General features: G+C 64.2%; 17 protein-coding genes. 9 read left to right on the top strand and 8 right to left on the bottom strand.

Translation table 11 applies throughout. The features are described from left to right. Positions 1–181 precede the first annotated feature (181 nt). The 5 genes from J2W36_RS07890 to J2W36_RS07870 form a co-directional block, all read right to left on the bottom strand. Positions 182–742 carry a VOC family protein gene (locus J2W36_RS07890; protein ID WP_307689149.1) on the bottom strand — a complete coding sequence of 187 codons (561 nt, stop codon included), beginning with the start codon at positions 740–742 and terminating at the stop codon, positions 182–184. Beyond that, positions 739–1,752, bottom strand: coding sequence for a zinc-dependent alcohol dehydrogenase family protein (locus J2W36_RS07885; RefSeq protein WP_370869280.1), 1,014 nt, complete (start codon positions 1,750–1,752; stop codon positions 739–741). The genes J2W36_RS07890 and J2W36_RS07885 overlap by 4 nt, the downstream gene beginning before the upstream one ends. A 40-nt stretch (positions 1,753–1,792) precedes the next feature. Then, a complete protein-coding gene (locus J2W36_RS07880) occupies positions 1,793–2,371 on the bottom strand; it encodes an amino acid synthesis family protein (RefSeq protein ID WP_307689148.1) in 579 nt (192 codons plus the stop codon). Positions 2,372–2,380: 9 nt separating this feature from the next. Beyond that, the gene (locus J2W36_RS07875; protein ID WP_307689147.1) at positions 2,381–3,349 is read right to left on the bottom strand and encodes a tripartite tricarboxylate transporter substrate binding protein; all 969 of its coding nucleotides are present in this window, start codon (positions 3,347–3,349) and stop codon (positions 2,381–2,383) included. Between the two features lie 75 nt (positions 3,350–3,424). Next, positions 3,425–4,285, bottom strand: coding sequence for a fumarylacetoacetate hydrolase family protein (locus J2W36_RS07870; protein WP_307689146.1), 861 nt, complete (start codon positions 4,283–4,285; stop codon positions 3,425–3,427). A gap of 142 nt (positions 4,286–4,427) precedes the next feature. Here J2W36_RS07870 and J2W36_RS07865 point away from each other — a divergent pair, with 142 nt between their 5' ends. Continuing rightward, entirely contained in the window at positions 4,428–5,147 is a 720-nt protein-coding gene (locus tag J2W36_RS07865; RefSeq protein ID WP_307689145.1) for a GntR family transcriptional regulator, read from the top strand. Between the two features lie 63 nt (positions 5,148–5,210). On the opposite strand, the gene J2W36_RS07860 is transcribed toward J2W36_RS07865, so the two are convergent. Together J2W36_RS07860 and pdxR are read right to left on the bottom strand one after the other, a co-directional pair. Then, positions 5,211–5,654, bottom strand: a complete 444-nt coding sequence (locus J2W36_RS07860; protein ID WP_307689144.1) for a hypothetical protein — start codon at positions 5,652–5,654, stop codon at positions 5,211–5,213. Positions 5,655–5,848: 194 nt separating this feature from the next. Beyond that, a complete protein-coding gene (gene pdxR / locus J2W36_RS07855) occupies positions 5,849–7,297 on the bottom strand; it encodes a MocR-like pyridoxine biosynthesis transcription factor PdxR (RefSeq protein WP_307689143.1) in 1,449 nt (482 codons plus the stop codon). Positions 7,298–7,350: 53 nt separating this feature from the next. Here pdxR and J2W36_RS07850 point away from each other — a divergent pair, with 53 nt between their 5' ends. Both J2W36_RS07850 and J2W36_RS07845 read left to right on the top strand, forming a co-directional pair. Continuing rightward, positions 7,351–7,767, top strand: a complete 417-nt coding sequence (locus tag J2W36_RS07850; protein ID WP_307689142.1) for a GNAT family N-acetyltransferase — start codon at positions 7,351–7,353, stop codon at positions 7,765–7,767. Next, entirely contained in the window at positions 7,764–8,534 is a 771-nt protein-coding gene (locus J2W36_RS07845; protein ID WP_307689141.1) for an NAD-dependent epimerase/dehydratase family protein, read from the top strand. Before J2W36_RS07850 ends, J2W36_RS07845 begins: the two co-directional genes overlap by 4 nt. A 58-nt stretch (positions 8,535–8,592) precedes the next feature. On the opposite strand, the gene J2W36_RS07840 is transcribed toward J2W36_RS07845, so the two are convergent. Further along, complete coding sequence (locus tag J2W36_RS07840) at positions 8,593–9,399, bottom strand: GntR family transcriptional regulator (protein ID WP_370869284.1); 807 nt, start codon at positions 9,397–9,399, stop codon at positions 8,593–8,595. A 210-nt stretch (positions 9,400–9,609) separates the two neighbouring features. On the opposite strand from J2W36_RS07840, the gene J2W36_RS07835 reads away from it, so the two are divergent. From J2W36_RS07835 to J2W36_RS07810, 6 genes are all read left to right on the top strand, one after another. Next, positions 9,610–10,548: a 3-hydroxyacyl-CoA dehydrogenase gene (locus J2W36_RS07835; RefSeq protein WP_370869283.1), complete on the top strand. Its 939-nt coding sequence runs from the start codon at positions 9,610–9,612 to the stop codon at positions 10,546–10,548. Between the two features lie 26 nt (positions 10,549–10,574). Next, positions 10,575–11,501, top strand: a complete 927-nt coding sequence (gene kce / locus J2W36_RS07830) for a 3,5-dioxohexanoate:acetyl-CoA acetone transferase (protein ID WP_307689138.1) — start codon at positions 10,575–10,577, stop codon at positions 11,499–11,501. A 127-nt stretch (positions 11,502–11,628) separates the two neighbouring features. Beyond that, a complete protein-coding gene (locus tag J2W36_RS07825; protein WP_307689217.1) occupies positions 11,629–12,411 on the top strand; it encodes an SDR family oxidoreductase in 783 nt (260 codons plus the stop codon). Between the two features lie 54 nt (positions 12,412–12,465). Next, on the top strand, positions 12,466–13,617 hold the full coding sequence (locus J2W36_RS07820) for a sugar ABC transporter substrate-binding protein (protein ID WP_307689137.1): 1,152 nt from the start codon (positions 12,466–12,468) through the stop codon (positions 13,615–13,617). 29 nt (positions 13,618–13,646) lie between these two features. Further along, positions 13,647–15,203, top strand: a complete 1,557-nt coding sequence (locus J2W36_RS07815; RefSeq protein WP_307689136.1) for a sugar ABC transporter ATP-binding protein — start codon at positions 13,647–13,649, stop codon at positions 15,201–15,203. Beyond that, positions 15,200–17,284, top strand: a complete 2,085-nt coding sequence (locus tag J2W36_RS07810; protein ID WP_307689135.1) for an ABC transporter permease — start codon at positions 15,200–15,202, stop codon at positions 17,282–17,284. Before J2W36_RS07815 ends, J2W36_RS07810 begins: the two co-directional genes overlap by 4 nt. The last annotated feature ends 36 nt before the right edge of the window (positions 17,285–17,320 follow it).

Here is a 17,320-nt window from a genome sequence, read left to right as displayed (position 1 = left end):
GACTTTGCGGCACAGATCCTTGACCGCCAAGCCGGCCTCGGTGTGCTTGCTGAAACCGATGAGCTGCTCCTCGGTGTATCTGCTCTTTCTCAGGTCGGGCATTCTCCAGGTTGACGGACTTCGCTGGCATTGCGCTGGTACGGCTGGTACGGCTGGTATGGCTGGCAGGGGGCAGGTGACTTCACGAAAGCTCTTTCTTCAGCTCCGCGCTTCGCTGGGCGAACTGGCCGGACCATGCCGACGCCGGCATGAAGCTGGGATCGGCGCAGACCATGCGTTCGGTCTCAGCCCATATCTCATCGTCGGGCCGGTCGAGGTCGAGCGGATCCCCGTGCGGCTGACTCACATACCACGGCGTGTCGAGATACACCTCCACGGTGTTGTCCTCGGGATCCATGCAGTAGATGGAGAGTGCATTCCCATGGTTGAGCCCGCGCATCTTCGTGGCACCCAGCGACAGCGCGCGGCGCCGCGCCTCGCGCAGGTGACCGATCGTGTGCACCTTGAACGACAGTTGCATCACGGTACTTGCCGAATCCGCGCCGCGGCCGCCGGCGAGAACCAACTGGTGATGCTGGTCGCCGCGTCCGCTCAGGAAGATGATCTCGAAGTTGAAGGTGACGCCGTGGCCGCGGTCGGTTTCGATCAGGTCGAACACGCCGCAATAGAACGATTTCATCGGACCGAGGTCACGACAGAAGATGCCGCAGTGCGACAGGTTGGGCAGGTAGCTCGAGGTCATTGGGGACTCTCTTCCTGGGCGGTTGGAAAGAGGACGATCTTTCCGAGCGAGCTTCCGCTGTCGAGAAGCTCGTGCGCGTGGCGCGCTTCGGCCAGCGGAAGACGGATCGCCGTCGGTGCGCGAACTTGGCCCGACGCCATCAGCCGGATGGCGTCGTCCATCAAGCCGCGCCGATGCGCACGGTCGTGGTCGATGGCATGGATCGAGAACGTGCGCACCGCCAGGCTCCTGGAGAGCAACGCACGCAGTTCGCCGAAGACGTCACTGGACGGCATACCCGCGAGGATGTTGTAGGAGACCGCCATGCCCGATGGCGCAAGCGAGCGGAGGCACGCAATGAACAGGTCGCCGCCGACATGGTCGAACGCCAGGTCCACGCCCCGCCCACCGGTCGCCGCCATGACGGCCTCGGGGAGTCGCGACGGCGTGCCATCGAGGATTTCGTCCACACCATGGGCGAGTGCGAATTCGCGCTTCTCCGCGTTGGATGCGGTCCCGAATACTTTCAGCCCGCGCGACTTCGCGACCTGGGTCACCGCGGTGGCAACACCTCCGGCTGCACCGGGCAGCAGGATCGATCGGGCAGGCAGGTTGCCGTTGCTGGCCAGAAGCGCCAACGCCAGCTGAAAGTTGCCCAGGCTCACGGCATCGTCGAATGCGACGCTCTCCGGCAGCAGGAACGGGACCTCTTCGGCGACGCAGATGTACTCCGCGTAGCATCCGCCGCGCTGCGGCAGTTCGCGCGCGCTGACCAAGACCCGGTCCCCCACGCCGAGCCGTGCGCAGCCTTCCCCGACGGCATCGACGACGCCGGCCATCTCATTGCCAGGGATGGCCGGCAGCGGCGGCATCCACTTGTAGGTGCCCTTGCGAATCAGGATGTCGGGGCCTCCCGCCCCGATGGCCATCGCGCGCACGCATACCTCGCCCTTGCCAGGCCGCGGCCTGGCAAGCGTGACCAGCGACAGGACTTCCGGTCCTCCCGTTTGACGCAATTGAACGGCTTTCATGTCTGTCATCGAAATTCCAATCAGCAGTTTTCTTCGCAGCTCAGCGCTGCCCATCGTTGACGGAGACCTCCTCCTTGGCGAGCCCGCCCAGGCGCGCATGGATCCGCCCACCGTCGGCCATGACCAGCGCGAACAGGATTTCGTCGGGCCGGGGTCCGTCCTGAGTGCCGACCTCGAAGGTGTTGTAGTGGCTGCGCACGTAAGAGGCGTGGATGTAGTGCAGTGGCACCATCAGTCTGTAACCGGTGTGCGCGACCGCCATGGCAGCGGGGACCATGGCCTTTGGATGGCCCAGCACCTCACGCATGGCCCATCCACCTGCTTCGTGCCAGACGGCCGCATGCTCGAGTTCCCCGCTGACGCCGACGATCGCAGCCTTGCTGTAGGCCTCGACTTGATCGCGTCCCAGGGTCTGCACCAGTTCCTCGGCCAGCAGGCGGCCGAGGTCTCTGAGTTCCGCCATGAAGGGGCGCAGCTCCGGCTCGTAGCGCCCGGCATAGGGGTTTCGGATGACGGCACTGGCTGCGGCCAGTCTCAACGGTTTGTCGGCGACAGGGCCGCCTTCGTGATAGACGGTGTCGACCGCGAGGCTGCGCTTGCGTATCTGTATCAATGACATGTGTAGGGCCTATTGTTTGGGAATCCTGGCGTCTGCGACGACGCGCTTCCATTTGTCGAGTTCGTCTGAGACCATGGTCTTCATCTCAGCGGGCGTGCTCGAGCGTGCTTCTCCGCCCATGTCCTCGAGCCGCTTGCGGACGCTCGGAACCTCGAGCGCCTTGATCACCGCTGCATTGAGCTGTTCGACGATGGCAACGGGCGTTCCTGCCGGCGCCATCAAGCCCGCCCACGACCGTACGTCGTAGCCTGGGACGCCCTGCTCTGCGACCGTGGGAACATTCGGCAGGCCGGGCCAGCGCTGTGGGCCGGAGACAGCCAGTACGCGCAGCTTGCCAGCCTCGATGTTCGACATGACCGCGGTGGGTGGCGCGACGATGAACGCGACATCGCCACCCAGCAATGCGGTGAGCGACGCGGCATCGCCTCGATATGGAACATGGAGCAGCGAGCGCATGGACATCGACGCGAACAGTTCACCGGCGAGGTGCTGCGTCGACCCGATTCCTGCCGTGCCATAGCTCACCGTGCCCGGAGCCGCCTTGGCCGCCGCCATGAGGTCGGTGAGCGTGCGGAACTTCGAATTGGCGTTGACCGCGAACAGGAATGGGAAATAAGTGATCGTTGAGACCATGTCGAAATCGCTCACTGTTCTGTAGGCGAGTGTTTCGTACAAGGCGCCCGCGACCGCATGCCCTCCGGTCGCCAGCAACAACGTGTAGCCGTCCGGCTTGGCGCGCGCTACCGTCGAAGCGGCGATATTGCCTCCGGCCCCCGACTGCGCCTCCACCACCACCGCTTGACCGAGTGTCTTGCTCATTTCCACACCGACAGCCCGTGCGATCGCGTCGGCGTTTCCGCCCGGCGCATAGCCTTGGTACAGCCGGATGGCCTTGTCTGGGTAGGACGCCGCGAAGCTGAAGCTCGCCGGCCAGGCGAAGCCGGCGCCGCACGCCGCGGCGAAATGCCTTCTTTTCATGGTTTGTCTCCGTCATCTTCTTGTGGGGCGCATCGCGACGAGATGCGGCTGCGCGTTTGCGGGATGCGTGCAGCTTCAGTCCTGCGCGACCACCGGATTGCGCAGCAGGCCGACGCCCTCGATCTCCACCTCGACCATGTCGCCAGGCTTCATGAAGCGCGGAGGTTTCTTGCTCCAGCCGACGCCCGCCGGCGTGCCTGTGGCAATCACGTCGCCGGGGGTCAGCGTGAATATGGTGGACGCGTAGTTGATGAGCTTCGGTATGGAGAAGATCATGTGACCGGTGTGACTGGACTGCACGGTTTCGCCATTCAGGCGGACTTCCAGTTTCAATTCGCGGCCCGGTTCGATTTCGTCGGCGGTCACCATCCATGGCCCGAAGCCCCCGGTCGATTCGAAGTTCTTGCCGGACGCGATCTGCTTGGCGTGGAATTGCCATTCGCGGATGCTGGCATCGTTGTAGCAGCTGTAGCCCGCCACATGCTTCCAGGCGTCGGCCTCGGAAATATCGCGCCCACCCTGGCCGATGATCACAGCCAGTTCGCCCTCCCAATCCAGTGACTCCGAGACATGCGGGCGCACGATCGGTCCGTTGTGGGGCGTCTGCGAGCGCCAGACGCGCAGGAAGATCGGTGGCTGCTCGGAGAGTTCACGCTGCATGCCTGCAGCAAGAACTTCCTGATGGTGGTCCATGTAGTTGCGCACCGCACAAACGATCTTCTCAGGCCGAGGAATGACCGGCAGAAACGCCACCTCAGCCAGCGCGGCATCGGCCTTCAGGCCCGCAACCAAAGCGTCGCGTCGCTGGAAGTCAGGACTTGCGATGAAATCCGCGAGGGTGGCGTGCCCTGTTCTGGCGGCCAAATCGGCAACGCCGTCACCGACGACGACGCCCCAGGTTTCTCGTCCGGCATGTTGGTACGACATCAGCTTCATACAAATCTTTCAGCAAGGGTAGGGGTGCGAGACGTCCGATTGCGTCTCGTCGACCTATTTTGTGCATAAAAAGTAATGTTATGCATGGTAATAACCCTTGTGCGGTTTTACTTGGAATATGCGCTTACCGTATGATGGCGCCGTGATCAAGTCTTCCTCTTCATCCGACGTTCTCGTGGAATCCGAGGTGCCTTTGGCGGAAAGGGCCTACCGACGGCTTCGCCAAGCGATCGTTCGCTGCGAATTCCAGCCCGGCCAGCGCCTTCGGGTCGATGAGCTCAGCAAGCAATACGCGTTGAGCAGCAGCCCCTTGAGGGAAGCGCTGAGCCGCCTCTCGGAGCAAGGGTTCGTGCGTGCTTTCGAGAACAGGGGATTCCGCGTTGCGCCTTTGACTGTCGCGGGTGTGGCCGATCTGACCCGCGTGCGGCTCCTGGTGGAATCGGAGGCCTTGCGCGATGCGATCGCCTGTGGAGACGATCAGTGGGAGTCCAGGTTGGTGGGGGCTGCACACGCACTGGCGCTCGTCGAGCAGCGGTTGCCCGAGGGCCCGCTGATCCTGAGCGAGGCCTGGACCGCAGCACATCGAGAATTCCACCTTGCCATGTATGGCGGGACATCGTCGCCGATGTTGATGGACTTGGTGTCCTCGCTGTTCGACAGCGCGGAACGCTACCGGCAGTTCTCGGCGCGACATCGGAAGGTCGAGCGCCGAAAGAACTCCGAACACAAGAAGCTGGTCACCGCCGCGCTCGAACGAGACGCGGAACAAGCCGTCGGCCTGCTGCGCCAGCACATTTCGATGACCGAACGCAATGTGACTGCCGCCTTGCTGAGCATGCAGGCGCAGGGCTTGCTGCAGTAGTTGCAGCGCGCCCTGCCGAAGCCGCTTGCAACGCAGTCGTTGCGAGTCCGGCGAAGGCGTAAATCAGCGATTTGTTTGTGTTGCGGTGCGCGCGCTGTCTGAAGCTGGTCGCATCGTGGAAATCACTCGGCTGTTGACGCGCGAACCACCGACGACGTTTTGATCTGGTGCTGATGCCGCGGCCACGGCTTGCGCGCGAATCGCAGCTTCGTCTGCAGACGATGTGAAAGGATCAAAGCCCCGTGAACCACGTGTGATGTTCTGGTTCGGCGCATGTGCTGTTTCAATCGCCTGGCGTTGCATGGCATCGGGGTCAGCCATGGGGGTGAATGCCTCTGCGCCACGCGAGCCGCGCACGACGTTCTGATTGGGGGCATGTGCTGCGGCAACGGCCTCGGCTTCGACTTCGGCACTGCTGCGGCCAGCGCTGGGTTGAGCTTGCGCGCTCCACGCGAGCAGACAAGAGAAAGCAGCTGTGGCGGTGATTCGATAGATAGCGGGGTTCATGGTTTGAATTCCTTCGTAGGTGTCGCGGTATGCGGCACACGATGGGCAAGGCTACGATCTCTAGATGGCTTGGGAATGACGAGACAGCAAAACATTCCACTATCAGGAGCTTGATTTGTCATGCGGTGGTCACTTTCTCGGCGGCAGTCAGCTCCCGCCGAACCTCCGCCCGATCCCAGGTCATCCTTGCCTCTTCAGGGGATCTGGTCGGACAGGGAAGGGGCGCCCATCGCCCGGCGCATCCTTGCCGCAATTCTTGTCGCCTGGGCGGGAGTCGCTACATTGGCGAAACCTGCGAGCAGGCCCTGGGGGCCACGGCCATTGGCGCACCACGTCGAGAGCGCCTGCACGGCGAAACCTGCCGCTTGAAGTCGACCGGCGATTGCGGTGTCGGCTTCCGCGCGTGTCGAACGGATCACCAGGTGCATGCCGCCCGGGCGCCGTTCGACGAACAGGCCGTCGCGCTCGAGCGGGGCCAAAGCTTCAACAAACTGATTCCGACGGCGCGCATAGAGTGCGCGCATTTTCTTGACGTGACGCGCCAAGTGTCCCTGAGAGAGAAACTCGGCCACCACCGCCTGGTACAGCTCGGGACAGCCCCCATGCGGGCTTTGCTCGGCTGCTTTTTGGAAGGCATCGATCTGCGCCGGCGGTACGACGAGATAGGCGAGCCGGATACCCGGAAACATCACCTTGCTGAAGGTTCCGGCATACAAGACGCGGCCGTGGGGATCCAGGCTTTGCAGGGCGGGCAGGGGGTGACCCGTGTAGCGGTATTCGCCGTCGTAGTCGTCTTCCAGTATCCAGGCATCAGCGGCGCTCGCCCACGCGAGCAGCGCGGTGCGGCGGTTCATTGCCAGCGAGACACCCAGCGGGCTTTGGTGCGACGGCGTGACCACAGCGAGCCGCGCGCGAGGTGCCAGCCGAATGCCATCAGCGACGACCACACCGTCTGCGTCCACCGGCACCGGCACGAGACGCACACCCGTGCGTGCAAGCACTTGGGCTGTCGGTGGAAAGCCCGGGGACTCCATCCATGCGGCGTCACCGGCGCGCAGCACGACATCTGCCGCCAGGGAAAGCGCCGCACGATATCCCGGCACGATGAACACCTGGTTCGCATCACACGCAACGCCGCGGGCGCGCTGCAAATACGCGGCGATCGCTGAGCGCAGCGGCAGATGGCCGGCCGGTTCGGGACGATCGAGCGATCCAGCGCTGCGCGCATGCCGCGTGACCAGCCGTGTCCACAGCTTGCGCGGAAATGCGTCGAGCGCGGGTAGACCCAGGCGGAGCAGTTCGGGCTGCCTGGCCCGCGCGGCGGACTTCAGCGCATGCTTCTTGCGGACCGTCGACGCCGTGGCGGCGGGCGCCGACAGCGTGCCCTCCGCCACGAAGGTGCCGGCGGGCCCCCGTGCCACCAGCCAGCCTTCGCCGATGAGGCGGTCGTAGGCCGCCTCTACCGTGCCGCGCGCGATGCCGAGTTCGCTGGCGAGGGCGCGCAACGAAGGCACGCGCTGTCCGGGTGCGAGCGTGCCTTCGGTGACCTGGTGCTTCAGCCGCGCATAGATCTGCTCGTGAAGCGTGCTTCGGAGAGGTGCCGTCATGGCCTGGTAGTTTTGGAGAAAATTGGCCCTGTTCATTGTGACATCGGATGACGAGACTGGCGTCATCTTCACTGCCGCTGTGCATTCAAATGATCCTGACCGAACGAACCTGGCGCCATGCCGAGACGGACGACGACCTGATCGCGTGCCATCCCGTGATGCACGAACTGCGGCCGATGGTGCAGACACCGCAGGCGTTCCTCGAGCGCGTGCGTGCACAGCGCCCACAGGGTTGGCATCTGCTGGCGGAATGGCAGGGCGCCGAGCCCGTGGCGCTGGCGGGCTATCGGTTCATGGACAACCTGGTGCATGGCCGTTTCCTCTATGTCGACGACCTTGTCACCGCAGCGACGGCGCGCGGCGGTGGTGCCGGCGCACGGCTGCTGGCCGAGATCGAACGCATCGCTCGCGCTCGAGGCTGCGGCAAGCTGGTGCTCGACAGCGAGGCAATCGCGCACGCCTGGACTGAAGCGTGGTGTGGGCGTTCGCAGGCGTTGGCGGCATGACACGCACGGTCTTTCTCGCCGGTGCCAGTGGCGTCATCGGTGCACCACTGGCCCGCATGCTTGTTGCGGGCGGATGGCGCGTGCATGGCAGCACTCGAAGCCTGGATCGCGCGAAGGCGCTCCGCGATATGGGTGTGTCGCCCGTTGTCGTCGATGTGTTCGACGCGAGCGCATTGGCGGAGGCGGTCTCGGCCGTGCGTCCCGACGTGGTCGTACACCAGCTCACTGACCTCCCCGCCCAACGCACGCCGCAGGCGATGGTCGGTGCGCTCGAGCGCAACGCGCGCTTGCGCAAGGAGGGTACGCGCCATCTCGTGGCCGCCGCGCTCGCCGCGGGTTGCACGCGCATGGTGGCGCAGAGCATCGCCTGGGCCTACGCGCCCGGCCCACTGCCGCATGCGGAGGACGATCCGCTGGATATCGCTGCGCAAGGCGAGCGTGCCACGACCGTCGAGGCCGTATGCGTGCTCGAATCTGCTGTGCTGCAAACGGCTGGTCTCTCCGGTACCGTGCTGCGGTACGGCAAGCTCTACGGCCCGGGCACCTGGTCGATGGCACCGTCTGCCGATCTCCCGCTGCACGTCGACGATGCCGCGCGCGCGGCGTTCCTGGCGGTGGAACATCCGCAGGCCACCGGCGTCTTCAACCTCAGCGAGCCCGATCCGCAGATCACTTGCGAGAGGGCAGCGCGCCTGCTGGGATGGGCGCCGGGGTTGTCAGGCTTCCAACGTCCGGTTGGATCTCTTTGCAGTGAGATCTACCGATAGTTCGCGCCTGTCCCGAACGTCGGGTTTCGGCGAGGTGCCAGCGTCACATTCGACAGCGCTACCGTGTCTTCAGCGAGGCCGGAATGTTGCGGCGTTTGGCGCCAGCGCTTCCCGCAGGCGAGCGCTTCGCAGTGGTGCGTGCGGATGCCGCCGGTGCAGTGCCTGCGACTGGATCGTCGGACAGCAGCACGCCGGCCGACACGATGAAGTCCGATGCGCCCTGAAGATCTCCTGCAAGCGCCTGGGCTGCGCCCGCGGCATCCCGTCGCCCGAGCGCGTCGACGATGCGTTGGTGATGAAAGGCAGAGACGTGCTCCGTCACCCGCGCGGAGCCCGAGCGGAAGTCGTAGTTGAGGATGGGCCCGATGCGCAGCCAGAGCGATTCGATCATCTCCAGCAGCATCGGCATCCGAGCTTGTCGGTAGATGGCGAAATGCAGTTCCTTGTTGATCGCGATCAGGCTGGACACGTCCGGCTTCTTGATGGCTATCTCCTTGGAGAACCGTTCGTGCGCATTTCGGATCTCTGCCAGCGCCCGATCGTCCATCAGCTGCGCGGCCTGACTCACAGCGAGGCTCTCCAGATGAATGCGGATGGACGTGATCTCGCGAAATTGGCTGACCGTCATCATGGGCACCTTGAGGACACGGTTGGGCAGCAGAACGAGCGCCTTTTCGGAGAGCAAGCGGTGAACCGCTTCCCGCACGGGCATCACGCTGACGCCCAGACCCTCGGCGATGGTGCGAAGCGAGAGCTGCTCGCCAGGCATCACGCGACCGCTCATGAGCAATTCGCTCAACTGCTTGTAGACATCGCCGCTGAGCGTCTGACGCGTCAGCGGCGTGACGAGTTTGGATAAATCCATGTTGGTGGCTTCTGCTGTATACCTGTGATCTTTTAGCACAACGAGAGTGTCTGGTCGCGCGAGGTGTGAAGCGTCGAGAGGTTGTTTTTCATAGGGCAATCCCTAGATTCAACTGTGATCACAGACAATAAGATCACATTATTGAAACCAGCGGGAATGCCCATGAGTCGAGAGTCTGCTGATCTGCCATCGAGCGCTGCGCTGTCGTCGGTGCAACGCCTGCCGGTTGCCGTCGTTGGCGCCGGGTTGATCGGCCGCGCCTGGGCGATCGTCTTTGCCAGGGCCGGCCACCCTGTCCGGTTGCACGATGCGGACGAGGGCACGATGGCGGCAAGCCTGGCGTACATCGGGGAACGTCTCGGTGAACTCGACGGCTTCGGGCTTCTCGATGACCCGCCAGCGGTCGTGCTGGCCCGGATCCGCTGCGAGCCGGACCTCGCCCAAGCGGTGCGCGATGTCGTCATGGTGCAAGAGAACATTCGCGAAACTGTCGACTCCAAGATCGCGATCTTCAAGCAACTCGATGCACTGGCACCGCCTGACGCTGTGCTCGCCAGCTCAACCTCATGGCTGCCTGCGTCGACATTCACCGAGGCGTTGCCAGGACGCGCGCGCTGCCTGGTCGGCCATCCCACCAATCCGCCGTATCTGGTGCCGCTGGTCGAGTTGTGCCCTGCCCCCTGGACCGCTGCGCACGCCATGGCGCGTGCCCATGCGATCTACGAAGCAGCCGGTCAGACACCGGTGGCGCTGGCCCATGAGATCAACGGCTTTCTTCTCAATCGCGTGCAGGCCGTGGTGCTCAACGAGTGCTTCACCTTGTTCGAGCGGGGGCTGGCGAGTGCCGCGGACATCGACAAGGTCCTGAAGGACGGCCTGGCGCTTCGTTGGTCGTTCATGGGACCGTTTGAGACGATCGACCTCAACGCTCCCGCCGGCGTGAAGGATTACGCCAGTCGCTATGGAAAATCGAACCGCGAGACGATGTCCGATGTCAAGACCTTCAGCTGGGCGCCTGAGCCGATCGCCCGGGTGGACCGCGAGCGTCGCGCCCATTTGGCCGTCGAGGACATCGGCGCGCGCTCGGCTTGGCGGGACCGCCGCCTGATGGCCCTGGCGGCACACAAGCGCCAGGCACCTGCCGCCTGAACAGCACATAACCCCCTGGAGTCAACATGCCCCGCAAAGTCATCATCACCTGCGCCGTCACTGGCGCGATCCACACGCCGTCGATGTCGCCGTATCTGCCTGTGACGCCGCAACAGATCGCAGAGGCGGCTATCGGTGCGGCAGAGGCCGGCGCGGCGATGGTCCATCTTCATGCGCGCAACCCGGTCGATGGAAGTCCTTCGCAAGACCCGGAACTCTTCAAGCAGTTCCTGCCGCAGATCAAGGCGGCCAGCAACGTGGTCATCAACCTCACCACCGGCGGCGCGCCCACGATGTCCATCGAGGATCGTCTGCGGCCTGCGCACGTGTTCGCGCCTGAGGTCGCATCCTTGAACATGGGCTCGATGAACATGGGCCTGTATCCGATGCTCAATCGCTTCAAGGAGTTCAAGCACGACTGGGAGCGTCCGTATCTCGAAGGAAGCCATGACCGGATTTTCAAGAACACCTTCACCGACATCGCGCACATCCTCCAGTCGTGCAGCGACAAGGGCACCCGCTTCGAGATCGAGTGCTACGACATCGGTCATCTCTACACCGCGGCGCATTTCATCGAGCGGGGCCTGATCAAGCCACCGTTCCTGATCCAGTCCGTGTTCGGCATCCTGGGCGGCATCGGCGCACATCCGGAGGACGTCCTGCACATGCGCCGCACGGCAGACCGCCTGTTCGGCGATGCCTACCAGTGGTCCGTGCTCCCGGCAGGGCGCAATCAGATGCCGATCGGCGCGCAGGCTGCGGCGATGGGTGGACACGTGCGCGTGGGTCTGGAAGATTCCCTGTGGGATGGTCCGGGCGAACTCGCCAAAACCAACGCCGATCAGGTGCGACGCATGCGCGGAATCATCGAAGGCCTGTCTCTGTCGGTCGCAACCCCTGAAGAAGCGCGCGAAATCCTCCAACTCAAGGGCGGCGACAACGTCTCTTTCTGATCGCCAGATCGCAAGCATTCCGACGTTACGTGGTTGAGTCGCCGTGCATGCGCGGGGGTAAACACCGTGTTTCTACTGTGATCACAAATCTATGATTTCCAAAGTCAGAAAAGAAGAGGTCCATGCCATGTGGAATCAAAACTCACTGTTTGGCAAGCGTGTGCTGGTGACAGCAGGTGCAGACGGTATCGGTCTTGAGATCGCGCGCGCCTTCGCGTCCGCAGGAGCGAAAGTGCTGGTGTGCGATGTACAGCAGTCCGCCCTGGCGCGCCTGGCAACGGAATTGCCTGTGATCCATGGCTGCCGCGCCGACGTCTCCAGCGAGGTCGACGTGACAGCGATGTTCGACCTGCTTGACCAGAAGCTGGGCGGTCTCGACATCCTGGTCAACAATGCCGGGGTTGCCGGCCCGACCGGCGGCGTCGAGACGCTTTCGCTCGCCGACTGGGAGCGCACGTTGGCCGTCAACCTCACGGGGCAGTTTCTGTGTGTGCGCGCAGCCGTTCCGCGCCTGCGCAAGAGTCCTGGCGCCTCGATCGTCAACCTGGCGTCGGCCGCTGGTCATCTCGGCATGCCCGGTCGTTCACCGTACTCGGCTTCGAAGTGGGGCGTGGTGGGCTTCACCAAGACGCTCGCCATCGAACTGGGCGCCGATGGCATACGCGTCAATGCCATTCTTCCCGGCGCAGTCGATGGACCCCGCATCCGCGCGGTGATCGCAGCCAAGGCCGAGGCATCCGGTCACTCCCTCGAAGAAGTGACGCGTTCATACACCGCGCAGGCCGCGCTCGGCCGCATGGTGACGACGCAGGACATCGCGAACATGGTCTTATTCGCCGCCAGCGATCTGGCCGGCAATGTCACAGGCCAGGAGCTCGTGGTCGACGGCCACACGCAGGCGCTGAGCTGATCCCGTTCCCTGAACGTCGTTCGCTGAGTTCACCAATCCCGAAGAAAGACAACCATGCAGGAGACTTACATGAAATACCAGTCGATGAAGAAGCCGGTCCTGGTCGCAGCTGCAGCGCTGCTCGCCACCGGGGCGATGCTGTCGAGCGCAGTCCATGCGGCCGACAAGAAGCTCCAGGTCTACCTGTCGATGAGCTACATCGGCAACGACTGGCAGGCCGAGGCGGCCAACATGGTCAAGGCACTGGCTGCCCATAAGAATTTCGCCGACAAGGTGGACCTCAAAGTGCAGGTCGCGGGCCCGAACGCCCAGCGCCAGATCCAGCAGATCAACGCCATGGTCCAGCAAGGTGCGCAGGCCATCGTGGTCTATCCGATTTCGCCGACCGCGCTCAATGCGGCCGTGAAGAACGCCTGCGACAAGGGCGTGTTCGTCATTGCTTACGACGCGGTCATCACCGAGCCGTGCGCTTACAACGTGACCATCGACCAGGAGGAGGCTGGCCGCGTGACGGCCGAATGGCTGGTCAAGAAGCTCGGCGGCAAGGGCAACGTGGTTGTCATCAACGGGGTGCCGGGCACCTCCGTCGACACAGCGCGCACCAAGGCGGCCAAGGAAGTGTTCGCGAAGTATCCGAACCTCAAGGTGGTCAATGAGGCCAACGGCATGTGGAGCCAGGCCGTCGCTCGCACGGAGCTGTCGAAGATTCTGGCGACGCGCAACTGGAGCCAGATCGATGGCCTCTGGATGCAGGTTGGCTGCTATACCGCCAACACCATGCAATTGGAGGCGGGTGCCAAGCCAGCGGATCTGAAGCCGTGCGCGGGAGAAGGCTCCAACGGTGGACGCATCCAGATGTTGCCTGCAGGCACGGTCGTCGACGGCGCGAACGGTACCTACGCCCCCATGGGCGCACCGCGCATCTCCTATGCATCGCCGCCGTACTCGGGTGCGTATGCGCTCAAGCTCGCCGTGCAGAAGCTCGAAGGCAAAGAGATTCCCAAGAATGCCAAGCTGCCATTGCCGCTGGTCACCAACGACACGGTCAAATACTGCAAGGAAGGAACCTGGGCCGAGATGAAGGCGGGTTGCAATGCCTTCGCGCCGGCCGTCGTTTCAAATCCCGGGTGGTTCGCATCCATCTTCTCCGAGCAGATGCCCGAAATCGGACTGTCTGCGGCGCTGGTCGGCCAGCCCGAGCAGTGAGTGTCCTCGCGCACGAGGACGCCCAGGCCATGAAAGCTTCGTTACAGCCGCTCATCAGCGATGCCGCATTGGCGATCGACATTGCACACGTCACCAAGTCTTATGGTGCGACACGGGCAATCGACGACGTGTCGTTCTCGATCAGGCAAGGCGGCTCGCACGCGTTGCTCGGCGAGAACGGCGCGGGCAAGTCCACCCTGGTCAAGCTGTTGTCGGGGCTGGTGTCGCCCGACAGCGGCTCGATCCGGCTGTTTGGCGAAGAAGCCTCGTTGCGCAGTCCGCGCCATTCGCATGCGCTGGGCATCCAGACGGCCTACCAGGAGATGACGCACGTCAAGGACCTCAGCGTGCTCGACAACATGTTGCTGCCGTACGGCGCCGTGAACCCGCTGGGCATGATGCGGCGCCGGCAGGCGCGCGATCAGATCGGCAACGGTCTCTCGGAGCTCGGACTCGGCGACATTGCACTTGACGAGGAAGTGCAGCATCTGGAGCTGGCCGTGCGTCAGAAGCTGGAAATTGCGCGCGCGGTGATGCGCAAGCCGCGCGTGCTGCTGCTCGACGAATCGACATCCACCCTGTCGGGCAGCGACGTCGACTGGCTCGGCGACCTGATCGTCAAGCAGCGCGCTTCGGGCGTCACGGTTGTGTTCATCTCCCACCGCCTGTCCGAGGTGCGTGCCTTCTGCGACACCGTCACGGTGCTGCGCGGCGGCAAGCACATTGCGACCAGCGCGTCCGCCGACTTCAGCGATGGCGACATCATCGGCATGATCGCGGGCCGCGAGATGGCGCACGCGTTTCCAAGGCGCCGTGCGGCGCGTTCGGCAGGCGGCGCCGAAGTGCTGGGCGCGGTCGACCTCTCGACCTCCGGCAAGCTTCGCAACGCATCCTTCTCCTTGCACGCGGGCGAAATCCTGGGCGTCGCCGGCCTCCAGGGCATGGGCCAGCTCGACTTGTTTCTCGCATGCTTCGGCATGGCCGACGTCACGGGTGGAACGCTGCAGCTCGACGGTCGCCCGGCGGCCATCCTTTCTCCCGCGGAGGCGGTAAAGGCCGGCATCAGCCTGGTGCCGGAGGACCGAAAAACCGAAGGCCTGTTCCTCGAACTATCGGGCAGGCACAACGCTTCGATGCCGGTGCTCGACCGCTTTCGCCGCGGCATGCTGATCGACACGCAGCTCGAAGAAGAGACTGTGGGGCGTGTATTAGATCGCATGGAGATCGACCGACGTGCGCTGTGGACGCGCGCCGGTGCGTTCTCTGGCGGCAATCAGCAGAAGATCGCAATTGCCAAGTGGCTGCTGGCCGAAAGCCGTGTGCTGCTGCTGTACGACCCGACGCGCGGCATCGACGTCGGGACCAAGAACCAGATCTACCGCCTCATGCGCGACTACGCCGATGCCGGCGGCGCCGTGCTTTTCTACTCGACTGAAATCCCCGAACTGGTCCATCTGGCGGACCGCGCCATGGTGTTCTACGGCGGCGGGATCGCCGCCGAGATCGCTGCAGCCGATCTGAGCGAAGAAGCGCTGTTGCGCGCGGCGCTTGGCTCACCCGCCGCCCATCTGGAACTTGCCGCATGACGACTGCCTTCATTCATCCAGGCCCGCAGCCGGCCCGCCGCGCATCCACCAGCGGCGCAACGGCCTACCGAAGCCTTCAGCGGCACAGCGGCCTGTTGATCGCCATTGCGGCCTTCTTCGCGCTGCTGCTCGGCATCACCAGCGTCGGAAACACCCAGCTCACTTACTACGACCTCTCCTCGGTCGCGACCACTGGTGCGACGCTGGCCATCGCCGGTCTCGGGCAGACGGTGGTGATCCTGTCGGGCGGGTTCGACCTGTCGGCGGGCGCGGTGGTTTCGCTGGTCAATGTGGTGGTGGCCTCGGGATTCGTGGATCCCAGTGCCTCGGCCTGGGTGGTGATGGCGTTGGGCGTCGGCATTGGCATGGCGGCCGGCGCCTTCAACGGTCTGTTCATCTCCCTGCTTCGGATGCAGCCCATCGTGGTGACGCTGTCGACCATGTTCATCCTGCAGGGCATCACCTTGCTTGTGATGGACAAGCCGGGCGGCGCGGTGCCCGCCGACGTCGGCGCGCTGCTGCTCGGCGATGCCATTCCCGGCCTGCTGCCCAAGCCGGTGCTTTTGATCGCGGTCATTCTGGTGCTGTGGGCCTGGCTCAAACGAACCCGCTTCGGAATGGCCATCTATGCGATCGGCAGCGACTTTCATGCGGCACACGCGGCCGGCGTGCCGACGCGGCGCATCCAGTTCTTCGTCTACCTGATCGCAGGTGGCCTCTATGGCATGGCGGGCGTCTTCATCAGCGCGCAGACCGGTTCGGGCGACCCGCTCATTGGCGCGCCAATGCTGCTGCAGATCTTCGCGGCGGTGGTGGTCGGCGGCACCCTTCTGGGCGGCGGCCGCGGGGGCCTGCTGGGCACGGTATTCGGCGCCTATGTGCTGATGATGGTGGTCAACATCCTCCTGGTGCTCAACGTGTCGGCCTACTTCTCCACGATTGCGGAGGGCGGCATCCTCATGCTCGCCGTGCTGGCTGGTTCGCTCGGCGCGAAGGCGCCGCTGGCGCGCAACCTGACGAAGGCGCGGCGCTGGTGGCAGGCCCGGCGTGCCGGTGTCCTGGTCTCGCGGCGCAAGGCTGTGGTACCTGCTGTCAGGCTCGCTGCGACGACCGATGCGCGCAAGTCGTCGCAGGCGCCAACCTTCTTCCGAAGGCATGCCGACACCCTGCGATTCGCGGTGCCTGCCTATGTCGGCTTCGCGGTCATCCTGCTCGTCACGCAGGGTGTGCTTGGACACTCTCTGACGAGCTGGGGCTACTACAACTCGCTGCTGGTGCTGGGCGCCTGCCTGGCCGTTCTGGCGCTGGGGCAGGGCGCCGTCATCCTTACGGGCGGATTGGACCTGTCGTTGCCCTGGACGATTGCGCTGACCGGCATCGTGCTGGCGGGTACCGTCAAAGGCTCCGATGCGGCGCTGATCTATGCCTTGCCTCTGACGATCGGCATCGGCGCGCTCATCGGCCTGTTGAATGGGGCGGGTATCGTCATGTTGGGTGTCTCTCCCATCGTCGTCACGTTGGCGATGAACGGCATCCTGCAGGGCATCGCGCTGATCTATTCGAACGGCACACCCGACGGCTTTGCGTCTCCCATGCTGCGCGCTTTCATGACGGATCGCGTGCTCGGCGTGACGCCGGTGGTGCTGTTCGTCGTCGTGTTTGCCGTTGTCGCCATGCTGCTGCTGGGGCGGACGCGCTTCGGTCGCTCGGTGTATGCGGTAGGCAATGGGCAGCGCGTCGCACAGCTGTCGGGTGTGCGCGTCGGGCCGACGCTGATCGGCGTCTATGTGCTCTCCGGGGTGTGTTCGGCGATTGCGGCGGTGCTGCTCACGGGGCTGTCCGGCCAGGCCAGCCTGGGCATGGGGGACGACTATCTGCTGCCCTCCATCGCCGTGGTGCTCATTGGCGGCACGCTGATCGTCGGCGGGAGAGGGCACTATCTCGGCATGCTGGGCGGCGTACTGCTGCTGACGGCGCTCCAGACCTTGCTGTCGGGCACCACACTGCCCTATGCGTCGAGGGCCATCCTGTTCGGCGTCGTGGTGCTTGTGGCCGTGATCGGGCTGCGTGAGCGTCGTTGAACGCACGCGGTCGTTTTTTGCATCTGAGAACGTAGG

The sequence above is a fragment of the Variovorax ginsengisoli genome, from assembly GCF_030811835.1.
In the GTDB taxonomy this organism is placed as follows: domain Bacteria; phylum Pseudomonadota; class Gammaproteobacteria; order Burkholderiales; family Burkholderiaceae_C; genus Variovorax; species Variovorax ginsengisoli_C.
The sequence above is the reverse complement of the archived record's forward strand: the minus strand, read 5'-3'. Positions and strand labels throughout refer to the sequence as shown.

Bases quoted from the DNA above. Each gene is read 5' to 3' on its own strand.
- J2W36_RS07890 (WP_307689149.1), bottom strand. From the start codon at position 742: ATGACCTCGAGCTACCTGCCCAACCTGTCGCACTGCGGCATCTTCTGT.
- J2W36_RS07885 (WP_370869280.1), bottom strand. From the start codon at position 1,752: ATGAAAGCCGTTCAATTGCGTCAAACGGGAGGACCGGAAGTCCTGTCG.
- J2W36_RS07880 (WP_307689148.1), bottom strand. From the start codon at position 2,371: ATGTCATTGATACAGATACGCAAGCGCAGCCTCGCGGTCGACACCGTC.
- J2W36_RS07875 (WP_307689147.1), bottom strand. From the start codon at position 3,349: ATGAAAAGAAGGCATTTCGCCGCGGCGTGCGGCGCCGGCTTCGCCTGG.
- J2W36_RS07870 (WP_307689146.1), bottom strand. From the start codon at position 4,285: ATGAAGCTGATGTCGTACCAACATGCCGGACGAGAAACCTGGGGCGTC.
- J2W36_RS07860 (WP_307689144.1), bottom strand. From the start codon at position 5,654: ATGAACCCCGCTATCTATCGAATCACCGCCACAGCTGCTTTCTCTTGT.
- pdxR (WP_307689143.1), bottom strand. From the start codon at position 7,297: ATGAACAGGGCCAATTTTCTCCAAAACTACCAGGCCATGACGGCACCT.
- J2W36_RS07850 (WP_307689142.1), top strand. From the start codon at position 7,351: ATGATCCTGACCGAACGAACCTGGCGCCATGCCGAGACGGACGACGAC.
- J2W36_RS07845 (WP_307689141.1), top strand. From the start codon at position 7,764: ATGACACGCACGGTCTTTCTCGCCGGTGCCAGTGGCGTCATCGGTGCA.
- J2W36_RS07840 (WP_370869284.1), bottom strand. From the start codon at position 9,399: ATGGATTTATCCAAACTCGTCACGCCGCTGACGCGTCAGACGCTCAGC.
- kce (WP_307689138.1), top strand. From the start codon at position 10,575: ATGCCCCGCAAAGTCATCATCACCTGCGCCGTCACTGGCGCGATCCAC.
- J2W36_RS07825 (WP_307689217.1), top strand. From the start codon at position 11,629: ATGTGGAATCAAAACTCACTGTTTGGCAAGCGTGTGCTGGTGACAGCA.
- J2W36_RS07820 (WP_307689137.1), top strand. From the start codon at position 12,466: ATGCAGGAGACTTACATGAAATACCAGTCGATGAAGAAGCCGGTCCTG.
- J2W36_RS07815 (WP_307689136.1), top strand. From the start codon at position 13,647: ATGAAAGCTTCGTTACAGCCGCTCATCAGCGATGCCGCATTGGCGATC.
- J2W36_RS07810 (WP_307689135.1), top strand. From the start codon at position 15,200: ATGACGACTGCCTTCATTCATCCAGGCCCGCAGCCGGCCCGCCGCGCA.